The organism is Janthinobacterium algoris (genome assembly GCF_051380935.1).
Lineage (GTDB): Bacteria > Pseudomonadota > Gammaproteobacteria > Burkholderiales > Burkholderiaceae_D > Janthinobacterium.
Window position 1 is genome coordinate 164,748 of record NZ_JBNYXZ010000003.1, and the last position, 13,400, is coordinate 178,147.

Below are 13,400 nucleotides of genomic sequence, written 5' to 3' on the forward strand. Positions count from 1 at the left end.
GATGTGAGTGCTTACTCTGAAAACACGATTAGGACAGCATGGCTACGAAAAAATTAAAAGGACTGGGTCGCGGACTCGACGCCCTGTTGGGCGGCGGCGGCGACTTCGCCAGTCCGGACACGCATCAACCGTCGAACTTGCCCGTGTCACAAATGCAAGCCGGCAAATACCAGCCGCGCACGCGCATGGACGAGGGGGCTCTGAATGAACTGGCCGCCTCGATCAAGGCGCAAGGGCTGATGCAGCCCATCCTGGTGCGCCCGATCGGGCAAGACACCCTGAGTGGCTTGATCAAATATGAAATCATCGCAGGTGAACGCCGCTTCCGCGCCTCGCAGCTGGCGGGGCTGACGGAAGTGCCGGTGCTGGTGCGCGATGTGGACGACCTGGCCGCCGCGGCCATGGCGCTGATCGAGAACATCCAGCGCGAAGACCTCAATCCCCTGGAAGAGGCGCAGGGCATCCACCGCCTGATCGCCGACTTCAACTTTACGCATGAGCAAGCGGCCACTGCGCTGGGACGCTCGCGCAGCGCCGTGTCGAACCTGTTGCGTTTGATGAACCTGGCCGCTCCCGTGCAAACCATGCTGATGGCCGGTGATATTGACATGGGCCATGCGCGGGCGCTGCTGGCGGTCGACGCGGCCAGCCAGATCACCCTGGCCCACCAGGTGGTGGCCAAGCGCCTGTCGGTGCGCGAAACGGAAAAGCTGGTCACGCGCACGGTCGAAGAAGCGGCCAACCCCGTCGAGCCGCGGCAAAAGGAAAAGTCCGGCGACATCGCCCGCCTGGAAGAAGAGTTGTCCGATGCGCTGGCCACGCCCGTGGTGTTCAAAATGGGCAACAAAGGCCGTGGCCAATTGGTGATCGATTTTGCCGATCTTGACGTGCTCGATGGATTGTTGACCCGCTTGCGTGGTTAAATAGCAAGCTGCAAAGACATGGGGAGTGTGGGTGTGGACAATCCGGCCATGCTTTCCAGATGCACCACGTGATTCCTTGATAACACGGCTGGAAGCGGCCAGACAAGCGACTTTGCCATATAGTGGTGCAAATGGCGGCGAATAGTCGGTAAAGCGTCAGTTTCACGCAGCAATCGCCCTGCTGCGGTGCAGCAACGTTTGACTCTATAGATCAAAGCCAACTATAATCCCGTGTCTTTGCGTGTGTAGATTTTTCTGGGAACCTGGCAATTGAGTGATTCACAACAAAGTATTGCCAAACCCGTCTACAAAGTAGTTGCATTGCAGTTAGCAATCGCTATCAGCTTTGCTACCGTCACCCTGTTTTTCGGTGGCAGTGTCAGAGGCTGGTCCGCCGCATACGGCGGTGCTATCGCAGTCATCGGTAGCCTGGTGTATGCCATGCTGGTGGTTCGCGGTACTAGCGACGCCAATAAGGCATTCCGGGCGCATTTGCGCGCAGAAGTGGTGAAAATATTTATCACAGCGGTGCTGTTTATCTTGGCACTGGTGTTGTTTCAGTCGGCCGCCTGGTTATGGCTGATCTTGGGTTTCGCGGTGGCAACCTTAGCATACTGGTTTTCATTGCTCGCTGTTTAATCATTGGTTTCGGGGCGGTGCTCTGAAACGACAAATCTAAATTCATATGACCACAGAACACGCTATTGAAGCGGGCCATGCTGCCCCGGCCAACGCCACAGAGTACATCAGTCACCATCTGACCCACTTGAAAAGTGCGGATGGCGCCTATAACCTGGACACCTTCTGGATTTCCGCCATTCTGGGCTTTGTTTTCCTGGCTGTTTTTTACATGGCTTCGCGTCGTGCCACTGCCGGCGTGCCTGGCAAACTGCAAAATTTCGTCGAAATGATCATGGAAATGGTCAATGAAACTATTAATGGGGCCTTTCACGCGAAAAGCAAGATCATCGCACCGCTGGCCATCACGATTTTTGTCTGGGTCTGGCTGCTCAATGCGATGGACTTCTTGCCGGTTGATCTGTTGCCGATGATTTTGAGCTGGTTTGGCGTGCATAAGCTGCGCGTTGTAGCAACGGCCGACGTGAATCACACCTTCGCCATGTCGTTCTCGGTTGTTTTGTGCATTATCGCTTTCTCGGTCAAGGCCAAGGGCCTGGGCGGCTGGATCAAGGAGCTGTTCACGGCGCCGTTCCATGCAAGCGGCATCATCGGTACGATCTTGCTGGCACCCATCAATTTCTTGTTGCAAATGGTTGAGCTGGTTGCAAAACTGATCTCCCTGTCGCTGCGACTGTTCGGCAATATGTATGCCGGCGAACTGATTTTCATCTTGATCGCGTTGTTGCCTTGGTGGGCACAGTGGGCGTTGGGTGGTCCATGGGCAATTTTCCATATCTTGATTGTAACTTTGCAAGCTTTTGTGTTTATGGCGTTGACGGTTGTGTATCTGAGCCTCGCGGTTGAGAAACATTAATCAGCAACTTTATATTTTGTTTTTTTAGTATCTTTCGTTTTTAAATTTAGGAGAATTTTATGCAAGCTCTGATCGCACAAGTACAAAGCATGACCGTTCTGGCAGCAGCAATCATCATCGGCCTGGCCGCAATCGGCACTGCTCTGGGCTTCGCTATCTTGGGTGGCAAATTCCTGGAAGCATCGGCACGTCAACCAGAACTGATGCCACAACTGCAAACCAAACTGTTCGTTATCGCTGGTCTGCTGGATGCCATCTCGATGATCGGTGTTGGTATCGCTCTGCTGTACACGTTCGCTAACCCGTTCCTGGCTCCTTTGATGGCTGTTGCTCAGTAATTCGCTCCAATCCTAGGAGAAACTTTTAGTTAGGAGCAAAGGTATGGACATCAATATGTCGCTCATCGGCCAGATGATCACCTTCGCGGTGTTGGTCTGGTTCTCGATGAAGTTCGTATTTCCAGCGCTGAACAATGCGCTGGATGAGCGTGCCAAACGAATCGCGGATGGATTGGCTGCGGCCGATCAAGGTCAAGCTTCGATGGCTGTCGCTGAAAAGCGTGCGCAAGAGGCATTGAACAGTGCACGTGAAGAAGCGTCGCAACGCGTTGCGGACGCTGAAAAGCGCGCGCAGCTGGTTGCTGAAGAGATCAAGCAAAATGCACAAGCTGAAGCTGCGCGTATTATTGCGCAAGCCCAGTCGGACGCCGAACAGCAACTGTCGAAAGCACGCGAACAATTGCGCGCTCAGGTGGCTGACCTGGCTGTCAAGGGTGCCGAGCAGATCTTGAAGCGTGAAGTCAACGCTACGGCTCACGCCGAAATGTTGCAGCGTCTTGCTGTCGAGCTGTAATCATGGCAGAACTCGCAACCGTCGCCCGTCCCTACGCGGAAGCTTTGTTCCGCGTAGCCCAAGCTGGTAAGGAGTCAAGCAACCTCGCGGCGTGGTCCGAGCTGGTGTCCGAACTGGCACAGATCGGTAGCCACCCCGAGGTACAGGCGTACGCGCGCAATCCGAAAGTTTCGGAAAGCGACGTCGCCGCCACCATCCTGTCGTTGTTGAAATCGCCGCTCAATGAAGAAGTGAAAAACTTCGTCACGTTGTTGATCGAAAATGGCCGCATCAGCCTGCTGCCGGAAATCGGCGCGCAATTCCATACCTTGAAAAACGGTCTGGAAGGTGCGGCTGACGCCGAGATCACGAGCGCTTTCGATCTGAGCGAAGGCCAAACGGCCGAGCTGGTCGCAACGCTGGAAAAGAAATTCAGTCGTAAGCTCAACCCTGCCGTCACAGTGGATCCATCGCTGCTCGGCGGCGTGCGCGTGGTTGTTGGCGACCAAGTGCTCGATACCTCGGTGCGCGCCAAGCTGCAGCAACTGCACGCTGCATTGGTGTCGTAAGACACGCGCTTCGGCAGGCCAGCTAAGACAGACCCTTACCCCTCGCGCAAGCTGAGAGAAACACTTTTAGGAGTTAGTATGCAACTCAACCCATCTGAAATCAGCGAGTTGATCAAGAGCCGGATCCAAGGTCTTGATGGCGGCGCTGAAGTGCGTAATCAAGGCACGGTTATTTCCGTCGCCGACGGTATCTGCCGCATCCACGGTTTGTCGGACGTGATGCAAGGCGAGATGCTGGAATTCCCAGGCAACACGTTTGGCCTGGCAATGAATCTGGAACGCGACTCCGTCGGTTCCGTGATTCTGGGTGCCTACGAGCACATCTCCGAAGGCGACACGGTGAAATGCACCGGCCGCATTCTGGAAGTGCCAATTGGTCCTGAGCTGCTCGGCCGCGTTGTCAACGCACTGGGTCAGCCAATCGACGGCAAAGGCGCCATCGACACAAAACTGACGGCCGCGATTGAAAAAATCGCTCCGGGCGTGATCGCCCGTGAGTCCGTTTCGCAACCAATGCAAACCGGCTTGAAGTCGATCGATGCGATGGTTCCAGTTGGCCGCGGCCAGCGCGAACTGATCATTGGCGACCGTCAAACCGGCAAGTCGGCTGTGGCGATTGATGCGATCATCAATCAAAAAGGCCAAGGCATGAAATGTATCTACGTCGCGATTGGCCAAAAAGCCTCGTCGATCAAGAACATCGTGCGCTCGCTGGAACAGCACGGCGCGATGGAATACACCATCGTTGTCGCCGCTTCCGCTTCGGAATCGGCCGCCATGCAATACATCTCGCCGTACTCCGGTTGCGCCATGGGCGAATACTTCCGTGACCGCGGTGAAGATGCACTGATCGTCTACGATGATCTGTCCAAACAAGCTGTTGCATACCGTCAAATCTCGCTGCTGCTGCGCCGTCCGCCAGGCCGCGAAGCCTACCCAGGCGACGTGTTCTACCTGCACAGCCGCCTGCTGGAACGCGCAGCACGCGTGAACGCCGCCTACGTCGAGAAGTTCACCGACGGCGCCGTCAAAGGCAAGACCGGTTCCCTGACGGCTCTGCCGATCATTGAAACGCAAGCTGGCGACGTGTCCGCATTCGTTCCAACCAACGTGATTTCGATTACCGACGGTCAGATCTTCCTGGAAACCTCGCTGTTCAACGCTGGTATCCGTCCTGCCATTAACGCCGGTATTTCCGTATCGCGCGTCGGTGGTGCCGCCCAGACCAAGGTCATCAAAAACCTGTCCGGCGGTATCCGTACCGACTTGGCGCAGTACCGTGAATTGGCCGCGTTTGCGCAGTTCGCATCCGACCTGGATGAGTCGACCCGCAAGCAGCTGGACCGTGGTGCGCGCGTCACGGAATTGCTCAAGCAAGCCCAGTACTCGCCACTGTCGATCTCGCTGATGGCCGTATCGCTGTTCTCGGTGAACAAAGGCTTCATGGACGACGTGCCAGTCAAGCAAGTGCTGTCGTTCGAAGCTGGTGTCCACGCTTACATGAAGACCAAGCAAGCTGCTCTGCTGGCCAAGATCGAAGAAACCAAGCAACTCGACAAAGACAGCGAAGCAACTCTGTCGGCGGCCATTGCTGATTTCAAGAAATCCGGCGCATATTAAGCGGCCAGGCGGCGCCCACCTCGAGTGAGGCGCCGCCCTACGCGCAGAAGGAGTAAGGACTCATGGCATCAAGCAAAGAGATACGAGGCAAGATCAAGAGCGTAGAGAATACGAAGAAGATCACCAAGGCGATGGAAATGGTCGCCGCGTCCAAAATGCGCAAGGCGCAAGACCGGATGCGGGCCGCCCGTCCCTACAGTGACAAGATTCGTAATATCGCCGCCAATCTGGCGACCGCCAATCCGGAATATACGCACCCGTTCCTGGCAGCTGCCCAGGGCACGCAAGCGAAGGCAGTGGGTTTCATCGTTGTCACGACCGACAAGGGTCTGTGCGGCGGCATGAATACCAACATCCTGCGCCAGGTGATGTCGAAGTCGCGCGAGCTGGAAGCAGCTGGCAACCGGATTGAAGCAGTTGCCATCGGTAACAAGGGTTTGGGTTTTTTGAATCGCATCGGCGTCAAGATCATCGCGCACGCCATTCAAACCGGTGATACGCCCCACCTGGACAAATTGATCGGACCCGTCAAGGTCATGCTCGAAGAGTTCCAGGCAGGCAAGATCGATGCAGTGTACCTGTGCTACACCAAATTCATCAACACGATGAAACAGGAACCAGTCGTGGAGCAATTGCTGCCCCTGACGGCCGACAAGATGGTCGCCGACAAGGGCGCCCACACGTGGGATTACATCTACGAGCCGGATGCGCAAAGCGTGATCGACGAATTGCTGGAGCGCTATGTAGAAGCGCTGGTGTACCAGGCAGTCGCGGAGAATCTGGCGTCCGAGCAATCGGCACGGATGGTCGCGATGAAAGCTGCAAGCGACAACGCGGGTAGTGTGATCGGCGAACTGAAGCTGATCTACAACAAGACCCGCCAAGCTGCGATTACCAAAGAACTCTCCGAAATCGTCGCCGGTGCGGCTGCGGTTTAAACGAATTTAACTATATTGAAGGAACGAACATGGCTGATGGCAAAATCGTTCAGTGTATCGGCGCTGTGGTGGACGTTGAGTTTCCCCGCAACGCGATGCCTAAGGTATTTGATGCCTTGAAGATGGCAGGCTCGGAACTGACCCTGGAAGTACAACAGCAGTTGGGCGACGGTATTGTCCGTACCATTGCACTCGGCACGTCCGATGGCTTGCGTCGCGGCATGATGATCCAGAACACCGGCAAACCTATCATGGTGCCAGTCGGTAAAGCAACCCTGGGTCGCATCATGGACGTGCTGGGCAACCCGATTGACGAATGCGGCCCAGTGTCGCACGAGCAAGTCGCGTCGATCCATCGTACCGCTCCTGCATACGACGAACTGTCGCCATCGCAAGAACTGCTGGAAACCGGCATCAAGGTGATCGACCTGGTTTGCCCGTTTGCAAAAGGCGGTAAAGTGGGTCTGTTCGGCGGCGCTGGCGTAGGCAAGACCGTCAACATGATGGAACTGATTAACAACATCGCCAAAGCGCACAGCGGCGTGTCCGTGTTCGCCGGTGTTGGTGAGCGTACGCGTGAAGGTAACGACTTCTACCACGAGATGGCTGACGCGAAAGTGGTCGATCTGGAAAATCCAGAGAACTCCAAAGTAGCGATGGTCTACGGTCAGATGAATGAACCGCCAGGTAACCGTCTGCGCGTTGCGCTGACCGGCCTGACGATCGCTGAATCGTTCCGTGATGAAGGCAAGGACGTTCTGTTCTTCGTCGACAACATCTACCGCTTTACGCTGGCCGGTACCGAAGTATCGGCACTGCTGGGCCGTATGCCGTCGGCCGTGGGTTACCAACCGACCTTGGCTGAAGAAATGGGCCGTCTGCAAGAGCGTATCACGTCGACCAAGACCGGTTCGATCACCTCGATCCAGGCCGTCTACGTTCCTGCCGATGATTACACCGATCCATCGCCTGCTACCACGTTTGCTCACTTGGATTCGACCGTTGCGCTGTCGCGTGACATCGCTTCCCTGGGTATCTATCCAGCCGTGGACCCACTCGATTCGACCTCGCGTCAGCTCGATCCATTGATCGTTGGTCAAGAGCACTATGACACCGCGCGTGCCGTGCAAACGACCCTGCAACGCTACAAGGAATTGCGCGACATTATCGCGATTCTGGGTATGGACGAGCTGGCACCGGAAGACAAACTGCTGGTTGCCCGTGCACGTAAGATGCAGCGTTTCCTGTCGCAGCCTTTCCACGTCGCTGAAGTCTTTACCGGCGCGCCTGGTAAATACGTTTCGCTCAAAGACACGATCAAGGGCTTCAAAATGATCGCTTCGGGCGAACTCGATCACCTGCCGGAACAAGCGTTCTACATGGTCGGCACGATCGAAGAAGCAATCGAAAAAGCCAAGAAACTTAACTAAGTTAAGTCTGGGCCTAACCCCGCCCGTCACACGGCGGGGTTCTTCAACCCGATAGGACACACATGGCACACACAATTCACGTTGACGTGGTTTCCGCTGAAGAACTGATTTTTTCAGGCGAAGCAGAATTCGTCGCGTTGCCGGGTGAACAGGGCGAGCTGGGTATCTACCCACGCCACACGCCTTTGATTACCCGCATCCGTCCGGGCGCGGTCCGCATCAAGGTAGTCGGCCAGGCTGAAGAAGAATTCGTCTTCGTTGCTGGCGGCCTGCTGGAAGTGCAACCGGACACCGTGACCGTCCTGGCCGATACCGCGATCCGCGGTCACGACCTGGATGAAGCGAAAGCGCTGGAAGCGAAGAAGTTGGCGGAAGAAAATATCCACAACAAGGATTCGGGCATCGACTACGCGCAAGCGCAAGCCGAGCTGGCCAGCGCGATTGCGCAGTTGGCAGCGATCCAGAAGCTGCGCAAGCATTAATTTGCTCGCACGCAGTAATACAAAAGGCAGCCTGCGGGCTGCCTTTTTTTTCAGCAAAAATTAGCGGCGCTTGTCTTTCCCCCTTTCCAGTCCCGCCTTCAATATCGTCTTCCACTTGGCGCGCGCCGCGATGCGCTCGAGCGGCGTTTCCTCAATGCGTCGCGCGTCGCGCAGCAGCTTGTGATAATTGCGCAAGCGGTCCGCATCGACGGCGCCGCGCACCTGGCAACCTGGTTCGCTGGCATGCCGGCAATCGCGGAATTGGCACGTCGATGCGAGCGCCGCAATGTCGTCAAACGTGGCCGCCAGGGTGTCCGCATCGGCATCGGCCCGCCAGCTGCGCAAGCCCGGCGTATCGATGATGCAGGCGCCGCTGGAGCACAGGTGCAGGGAACGCGCCGTCGTTGTATGCCGGCCACGACCGTCGCCGTGGCGCACACCATTGGTTGCCTGTCCTGCCGCGCACAGGGTATTGGTCAGGCTGGACTTGCCGGCGCCCGATGACCCGAGCAAGACCAGGGTCTGGCCTGCGCCCAGCCAGGGTTCCAGGATGGCCACGTCATACGCATGGCGCGTATCGATGGCAAACAGCGGCACGTGCTGCGGCAGGCGTTGTTTCAGCTGCGCCAGCTTGCCGGCCACGTCGTCAGCCACGTCGGCCTTGCTCAGCACCACCACGGGGATGACCTGGGCCGCCAGCACGATGGCCAGATAGCGCTCCAGGCGGCGCGGGTTGAAGTCCGCGTCCAGTCCCATCACCAGCAGGGCTGTATCGACATTACTGGCGAGCACTTGCCGCCGGCCGTCATTGCTGCGCCGCGCGATCTGCGTGCCTGGGGATAAGCGTGTAGTTATCCACAGCGTGCCGTGAAGATCATGTTCGGCGCCGACCCAGTCGCCGACCGTCAGGACGCTGTTCTGCTGCAGCAGTTGGTGCAGCAGGCGCGGTAGGATCTGCGCCGGGTGTTCCTGGTGGCCATCGTGCACGAGGATGCCGTCGCGGTGTACGGCGCTCACGCGCAGCAGCTGCGCGGCGGGGGAAGATAAGTCGAGTTGGGTGGCTGCGCCGGCGATGGCCTGCTGCAGCCCGATAAGGCGTAGTTGCGCAAAATCGAATGCGATCATGGTAGCGTGATTCCACATTTTGTCGTCCGCGTGCGGACGTGAAGCCTGCGCGTGCAGGCACCGCCAGTCGCTATGACTGGCACGAAAGAAGGGAAGTCGGCTACGCGATCACGCGTATAAAGAATAGCCGGCTAAGGGTCTTAGCCGGGAAAGACAGTGATCAGGCAGCCGACAGCACGGCAGTATCTGAATGACGCATGTTGTCTACTCCTGTTGTGTGATGGAAAACGTTAGTGTGCCAGTGGCGTGCGCCGCCGTCAATGGACGGCGTGGCTCAGCTGCACATGCCGTAGGCGCTGCGTTCGGGGAAATAGCGGTAGGTAAACGTGCGTACCGGGTAGCGCTTGCCGGCGACGAGCATGTCGGGCATCGACAGATCAAAGCGCTGCGGCAGTTGGCGCGGCAGTTGCAAGCGCAGCCGCCACTGGGTTTCCTTGCTGTTGCCGACGGCGGCAAACATGATGGGCAGCTTTTCGATGACGTCGACTATCTCTGCCTTCTGGTTCATGCCGCGCTGGTAAATGGTGAGTATCTTCGCTTCCGCGAAGGGCGGCTTTTTCGGCTCTTCCAGCAGGAACGACAGGCGCGTGAAACTGGCTTGCGTACCGACGGGCAAGGTGAAAATCAGCGCCAGCTCCGTGCCGCCTTCCTTCAGGGTGACAGGTGGCGTGGCATACACGCTGATACCGCGCGGTAGTTCGAAACGCGAGCCCTCCGTCCACGTCTTGCACTCGGGCGTGGTGGCCTGGTACAGGCTCGGTGCCGTGTAGTCATCGCAGGCGGAAACCAGCAGCAGCAGGGGCAGGGCAAGGAAGGCGGAACGGCGCATGGGAGTCACGGTTGGAGGATGAGCCGACAGTGTAAGCGATCCCCACGCGATCCACCAGCGAGCTTACCCCGGCGGCGCGCGGCGCACGGATTGCAGCTGGCAGTGCGTCGCCTGCAGCGCATCCTTGATGATGTCGAGCGCCAGTTGCGGCCGGGCCGCGCCGCACATGAAGATATCGATGGCGGCAAAGCTGCATTCCGGCCAGGTGTGGATAGAAATATGCGATTCGGCCAGCAGCACCACGCCAGTGACGCCCTGGCCCGCGCCAAAGCTGTGGAAATGGCTATGCAGTACCTGCGCGCCGGCCGTGACGGCCGCGTCGCGCAGCAGGCGCTCGAGCGCGGTGCAGTCGCGCAGGCGTTCCGGCACGATGCCCGACAGGTCGGCCAGCAAATGGGTGCCCAGGGGCAGGTGCGGTGTAGACGTCATGCTTACTTGTGGCTCCCGCCGCTGGAACCGCCGCCATAGCTGCCGCCGCCGCTGCCCGTGCGCGAACTCCAGCTGCTGCCGCCGCTGCCGCTGCCGGCCACCTTGAACATGCGCACCCAGTTGGCGGCCGTGACGGAAAACGTCACCATCAAGGCATAGATCACGTATTTACTCATGGGGGATTCTTTGCATTCTTGTCGAGAAAAGCGGCCGGCAGGAACAGCGCCAGGCAGCCCAGCAAACTCCACATCAAGGTGCTGGAGAACGAGACGAACATCGGTATCGCATTCAAGACCAGCACGATGATGATGAAGACCTTGGCGATGCCGCGGTGGCTCAGCTGGATATTCTGCACCTTGGCGCCACCATGGAAGGCGGCGCCGAACCAGGCGGCCATCTGGTCATAAGCGACGGGTACAGAGCGCGACCAGGTCATTTCCTCGCCGGTGATTTCCGCCGCCAGCTTGGTCTGTCCCTGCTCGAATTCATGGACGCGCGTGCTGTCGCCGACGGCTACCTTCCAGTTGAAGGCGCCTGCTGCATACACCACCTGCGAGCCGTAGTCATACAGTTTGCGGTAGGTGGCGCCATCGAGTGTGCAGGTATCGGCCTCCAGCGAGGCCCAGTTGGGCCAGTTCGGCAGCACGTCCGAGCGCGACCAGCCATCGTCCGTCTCCACCAGCCAGAAGAAGCCGGCGCGCGCGTTGTACAGCAGGTATTCGTTCCATTCGCTACCTTCGTCGTCGGCGCGGCGCATCATGCCGATGACCGTGAAATCGACATTGCTGATCTTTGCGCTGGCACCCAGCTCCAGCGTGATGTCGGCGTTGTCGTGCACCTGCTTGCCGATGGCCAGCACCTGCGCTTCCGGGCCGCTGGCGTCGAGCTGCGCGTGGCAGGCGGGGCACACCAGCTGCGCCGCCGCGCCGGGCACATACTGGATGCCGCTGCCGCAGGAGGGGCAGTCGAGCGCATCGAGCTTGCCGCGGTACTTGCCGGCGCTTTTGGCAATGGCATCGTCATCGCGCAGCAGCTGGCACTGCAAGCCATCGAGGGTGACGGCGACGCCCTGGTAGACGATGGGTTGCGGGCCATCCGTGTAATCGAGCGTGATAAAGCTGGCGTAGTTGCGGAAGTCCGCCACCTGGATGCGCCAGCCGGCGCCCACCTTGAACGGCAATTCACCCTGGCCGGCGATGCATTCGGCATTGCGGATCTCGGCCGCCGTGTATGGCTCGCCGCAGATCGTGTAGCGTTTACCTGGCGCCAGCTCGCCAAAGACGGGCAAGGCATCTTGCGTCGCGCGCTCGCGCGTCAGGGTGTACAGGCCGGACGAGTCGCCCAGCCACGCCGTGCTGGCATCGTCGAACAGCACATACCACTCGTTCCACGTGCCGGCGCTGTAGCGCTGCTGGATGCGTCCGACGACGGTGAAGTGGATGCCATCGTGCACGCCGGCCGTGCCGATCTGGATCGGCGAATAGTCTTCCAGGACGGCTGACATCTTGCCCACGTCCCTGACGGAGTCGGCATCCTTCAGGATGGTGCTATGGCAGTACTCGCATACGGCGAGCACGGAAGCGTGCGAGCGGAAGTGGACTTCCGCGCCGCAGCTGGGACAGGAAACAGTTTGCATGCAGTCGCGCTTAGCCGATCAGTTTTTTCAGCAGTTCAGCCTTGGCGCCGTCGTAGTCGGCCGGCGAAATGAGACCCTTGTCGAGCAAGCCTTTGAGCTTTTCCAGACGCGCCTCGATCGGTTCTTCCGCAGGCGCGGGCGGTGCCGCCGGACCTGGTGCCGGGGCGGGCTGCTGCAGCGCATTGCCCGTACCCTGCGCCATGCTTTGCGCCATCACCTGGCCGATCGACAGCCCGGCGCCGAGGCCCGCGCCGATGCCGGCCATGCCGCCTTCGTTCTGCGCCGCCAGCGGGATCGCGTTGGCGACCTGGAATTTCGTATAGCCGCTCATCTTGTCGGCGCCCAGGCCACCCTTCATGCCGGCGGAAATGCGCTCGTCGAGTGCCGCCTGCAATTCCTCGGGCAGGCTGATGCTGGCCACGTTGAATTCATCGAGGCCCACACCGTAGCGGGCAAACGCTTGCGCCAGGCCATCCTTGACTTCCTGTGCCATCAGCGCCTGGTTGGCCGCCATGTCGAGGAAGGGGACATTCGCGCCGCCCAGCGAGCTGGCCATGCTCGACATCAAAATGCCGCGCAATTGATCTTCCACCTCGTCGCGCGTATAGACTTCGCGCGTGCCGCTGATTTCGGTAAAGAAGGTGCGGGCGTCGGCGATGCGGTACGAGTACATGCCGAAGGCGCGCACGCGTATCATGTCGAAATCCTTGTCGCGGATGGTGATTGGCTGCGGCGTGCCCCACTTGCGGCCCGTCTGCACGCGGGTGCTGAAGTAATACACGTCCGACTTGAACGGCGAATCGAACAGCTTGTCCCAGTTTTTCAAGTTGGTCAGCAACGGTAAAGTTTGCGTCGTCAGCTTGTGCGTGCCGGGGCCGAAGACATCGGCGATCTTGCCTTCATTGACGAAAACGGCCACTTGCGATTCGCGCACATTCAGGATGGCGCCATTCTGGATTTCGAAATCCTGCATGGGAAAACGCCAGGCCAGCACGCCTTCCGTCTCTTCGTTCCACTGCAGTACGTCGATAAACTGCTTCTTGATAAAGCTGCCGAGGCTCATGATGGATATCCTTGAAAAAGGTAAAGCGGT

General features: G+C 58.7%; 16 protein-coding genes. 10 read left to right on the plus strand and 6 right to left on the minus strand.

The genetic code is table 11. The annotated features are described in order from the left end of the window. The first annotated feature begins 38 nt into the window (after window positions 1-38). From ACQ4W7_RS05680 to ACQ4W7_RS05725, 10 genes are all read left to right on the plus strand, one after another. The gene (locus ACQ4W7_RS05680; protein WP_426073609.1) at window positions 39-923 is read left to right on the plus strand and encodes a ParB/RepB/Spo0J family partition protein; all 885 of its coding nucleotides are present in this window, start codon (window positions 39-41) and stop codon (window positions 921-923) included. A 270-nt stretch (window positions 924-1,193) separates the two neighbouring features. After that, window positions 1,194-1,562, plus strand: a complete 369-nt coding sequence (locus tag ACQ4W7_RS05685; protein WP_426073608.1) for an ATP synthase subunit I — start codon at window positions 1,194-1,196, stop codon at window positions 1,560-1,562. Between the two features lie 46 nt (window positions 1,563-1,608). Next, complete coding sequence (gene atpB / locus ACQ4W7_RS05690; protein ID WP_426073607.1) at window positions 1,609-2,418, plus strand: F0F1 ATP synthase subunit A; 810 nt, start codon at window positions 1,609-1,611, stop codon at window positions 2,416-2,418. A gap of 59 nt (window positions 2,419-2,477) precedes the next feature. Then, the gene (gene atpE, locus ACQ4W7_RS05695) at window positions 2,478-2,756 is read left to right on the plus strand and encodes a F0F1 ATP synthase subunit C (protein ID WP_426073606.1); all 279 of its coding nucleotides are present in this window, start codon (window positions 2,478-2,480) and stop codon (window positions 2,754-2,756) included. A gap of 43 nt (window positions 2,757-2,799) precedes the next feature. Continuing rightward, entirely contained in the window at window positions 2,800-3,270 is a 471-nt protein-coding gene (locus ACQ4W7_RS05700) for a F0F1 ATP synthase subunit B (RefSeq protein ID WP_034752697.1), read from the plus strand. A 2-nt stretch (window positions 3,271-3,272) separates the two neighbouring features. Next, window positions 3,273-3,818, plus strand: a complete 546-nt coding sequence (locus ACQ4W7_RS05705; protein ID WP_010393786.1) for a F0F1 ATP synthase subunit delta — start codon at window positions 3,273-3,275, stop codon at window positions 3,816-3,818. 78 nt (window positions 3,819-3,896) lie between these two features. Continuing rightward, window positions 3,897-5,438 carry a F0F1 ATP synthase subunit alpha gene (gene atpA / locus ACQ4W7_RS05710; RefSeq protein WP_096232956.1) on the plus strand — a complete coding sequence of 514 codons (1,542 nt, stop codon included), beginning with the start codon at window positions 3,897-3,899 and terminating at the stop codon, window positions 5,436-5,438. 62 nt (window positions 5,439-5,500) lie between these two features. Beyond that, window positions 5,501-6,376: a F0F1 ATP synthase subunit gamma gene (gene atpG, locus ACQ4W7_RS05715; protein ID WP_219887685.1), complete on the plus strand. Its 876-nt coding sequence runs from the start codon at window positions 5,501-5,503 to the stop codon at window positions 6,374-6,376. Window positions 6,377-6,405: 29 nt separating this feature from the next. Further along, the gene (gene atpD / locus ACQ4W7_RS05720; RefSeq protein ID WP_071080005.1) at window positions 6,406-7,806 is read left to right on the plus strand and encodes a F0F1 ATP synthase subunit beta; all 1,401 of its coding nucleotides are present in this window, start codon (window positions 6,406-6,408) and stop codon (window positions 7,804-7,806) included. Window positions 7,807-7,868: 62 nt separating this feature from the next. Then, complete coding sequence (locus ACQ4W7_RS05725; protein WP_065307860.1) at window positions 7,869-8,288, plus strand: F0F1 ATP synthase subunit epsilon; 420 nt, start codon at window positions 7,869-7,871, stop codon at window positions 8,286-8,288. A 60-nt stretch (window positions 8,289-8,348) separates the two neighbouring features. Here the strand turns inward: ACQ4W7_RS05725 and rsgA are convergent, their stop codons facing one another. The 6 genes from rsgA to ACQ4W7_RS05755 form a co-directional block, all read right to left on the minus strand. Continuing rightward, on the minus strand, window positions 8,349-9,413 hold the full coding sequence (gene rsgA / locus ACQ4W7_RS05730; protein WP_436529087.1) for a ribosome small subunit-dependent GTPase A: 1,065 nt from the start codon (window positions 9,411-9,413) through the stop codon (window positions 8,349-8,351). 274 nt (window positions 9,414-9,687) lie between these two features. Then, window positions 9,688-10,242, minus strand: coding sequence for a hypothetical protein (locus ACQ4W7_RS05735; protein WP_436529089.1), 555 nt, complete (start codon window positions 10,240-10,242; stop codon window positions 9,688-9,690). 63 nt (window positions 10,243-10,305) lie between these two features. Further along, window positions 10,306-10,671 (minus strand): adenosylmethionine decarboxylase, encoded by a 366-nt coding sequence (gene speD, locus ACQ4W7_RS05740; RefSeq protein WP_436529091.1) that lies wholly within the window; start codon window positions 10,669-10,671, stop codon window positions 10,306-10,308. 2 nt (window positions 10,672-10,673) lie between these two features. Beyond that, window positions 10,674-10,847, minus strand: a complete 174-nt coding sequence (locus ACQ4W7_RS05745; RefSeq protein ID WP_170840580.1) for a hypothetical protein — start codon at window positions 10,845-10,847, stop codon at window positions 10,674-10,676. Then, window positions 10,844-12,307, minus strand: coding sequence for a DUF4178 domain-containing protein (locus tag ACQ4W7_RS05750; protein ID WP_436529093.1), 1,464 nt, complete (start codon window positions 12,305-12,307; stop codon window positions 10,844-10,846). The genes ACQ4W7_RS05745 and ACQ4W7_RS05750 overlap by 4 nt, the downstream gene beginning before the upstream one ends. A gap of 10 nt (window positions 12,308-12,317) precedes the next feature. Next, complete coding sequence (locus tag ACQ4W7_RS05755; protein WP_436529095.1) at window positions 12,318-13,370, minus strand: SPFH domain-containing protein; 1,053 nt, start codon at window positions 13,368-13,370, stop codon at window positions 12,318-12,320. Window positions 13,371-13,400 lie beyond the last annotated feature (30 nt).

Bases quoted from the DNA above. Each gene is read 5' to 3' on its own strand.
- ACQ4W7_RS05680 (WP_426073609.1), top strand. From the start codon at position 39: ATGGCTACGAAAAAATTAAAAGGACTGGGTCGCGGACTCGACGCCCTG.
- atpB (WP_426073607.1), top strand. From the start codon at position 1,609: ATGACCACAGAACACGCTATTGAAGCGGGCCATGCTGCCCCGGCCAAC.
- atpE (WP_426073606.1), top strand. From the start codon at position 2,478: ATGCAAGCTCTGATCGCACAAGTACAAAGCATGACCGTTCTGGCAGCA.
- ACQ4W7_RS05700 (WP_034752697.1), top strand. From the start codon at position 2,800: ATGGACATCAATATGTCGCTCATCGGCCAGATGATCACCTTCGCGGTG.
- ACQ4W7_RS05705 (WP_010393786.1), top strand. From the start codon at position 3,273: ATGGCAGAACTCGCAACCGTCGCCCGTCCCTACGCGGAAGCTTTGTTC.
- atpA (WP_096232956.1), top strand. From the start codon at position 3,897: ATGCAACTCAACCCATCTGAAATCAGCGAGTTGATCAAGAGCCGGATC.
- atpG (WP_219887685.1), top strand. From the start codon at position 5,501: ATGGCATCAAGCAAAGAGATACGAGGCAAGATCAAGAGCGTAGAGAAT.
- atpD (WP_071080005.1), top strand. From the start codon at position 6,406: ATGGCTGATGGCAAAATCGTTCAGTGTATCGGCGCTGTGGTGGACGTT.
- ACQ4W7_RS05725 (WP_065307860.1), top strand. From the start codon at position 7,869: ATGGCACACACAATTCACGTTGACGTGGTTTCCGCTGAAGAACTGATT.
- rsgA (WP_436529087.1), bottom strand. From the start codon at position 9,413: ATGATCGCATTCGATTTTGCGCAACTACGCCTTATCGGGCTGCAGCAG.
- ACQ4W7_RS05735 (WP_436529089.1), bottom strand. From the start codon at position 10,242: ATGCGCCGTTCCGCCTTCCTTGCCCTGCCCCTGCTGCTGCTGGTTTCC.
- speD (WP_436529091.1), bottom strand. From the start codon at position 10,671: ATGACGTCTACACCGCACCTGCCCCTGGGCACCCATTTGCTGGCCGAC.
- ACQ4W7_RS05745 (WP_170840580.1), bottom strand. From the start codon at position 10,847: ATGAGTAAATACGTGATCTATGCCTTGATGGTGACGTTTTCCGTCACG.
- ACQ4W7_RS05750 (WP_436529093.1), bottom strand. From the start codon at position 12,307: ATGCAAACTGTTTCCTGTCCCAGCTGCGGCGCGGAAGTCCACTTCCGC.
- ACQ4W7_RS05755 (WP_436529095.1), bottom strand. From the start codon at position 13,370: ATGAGCCTCGGCAGCTTTATCAAGAAGCAGTTTATCGACGTACTGCAG.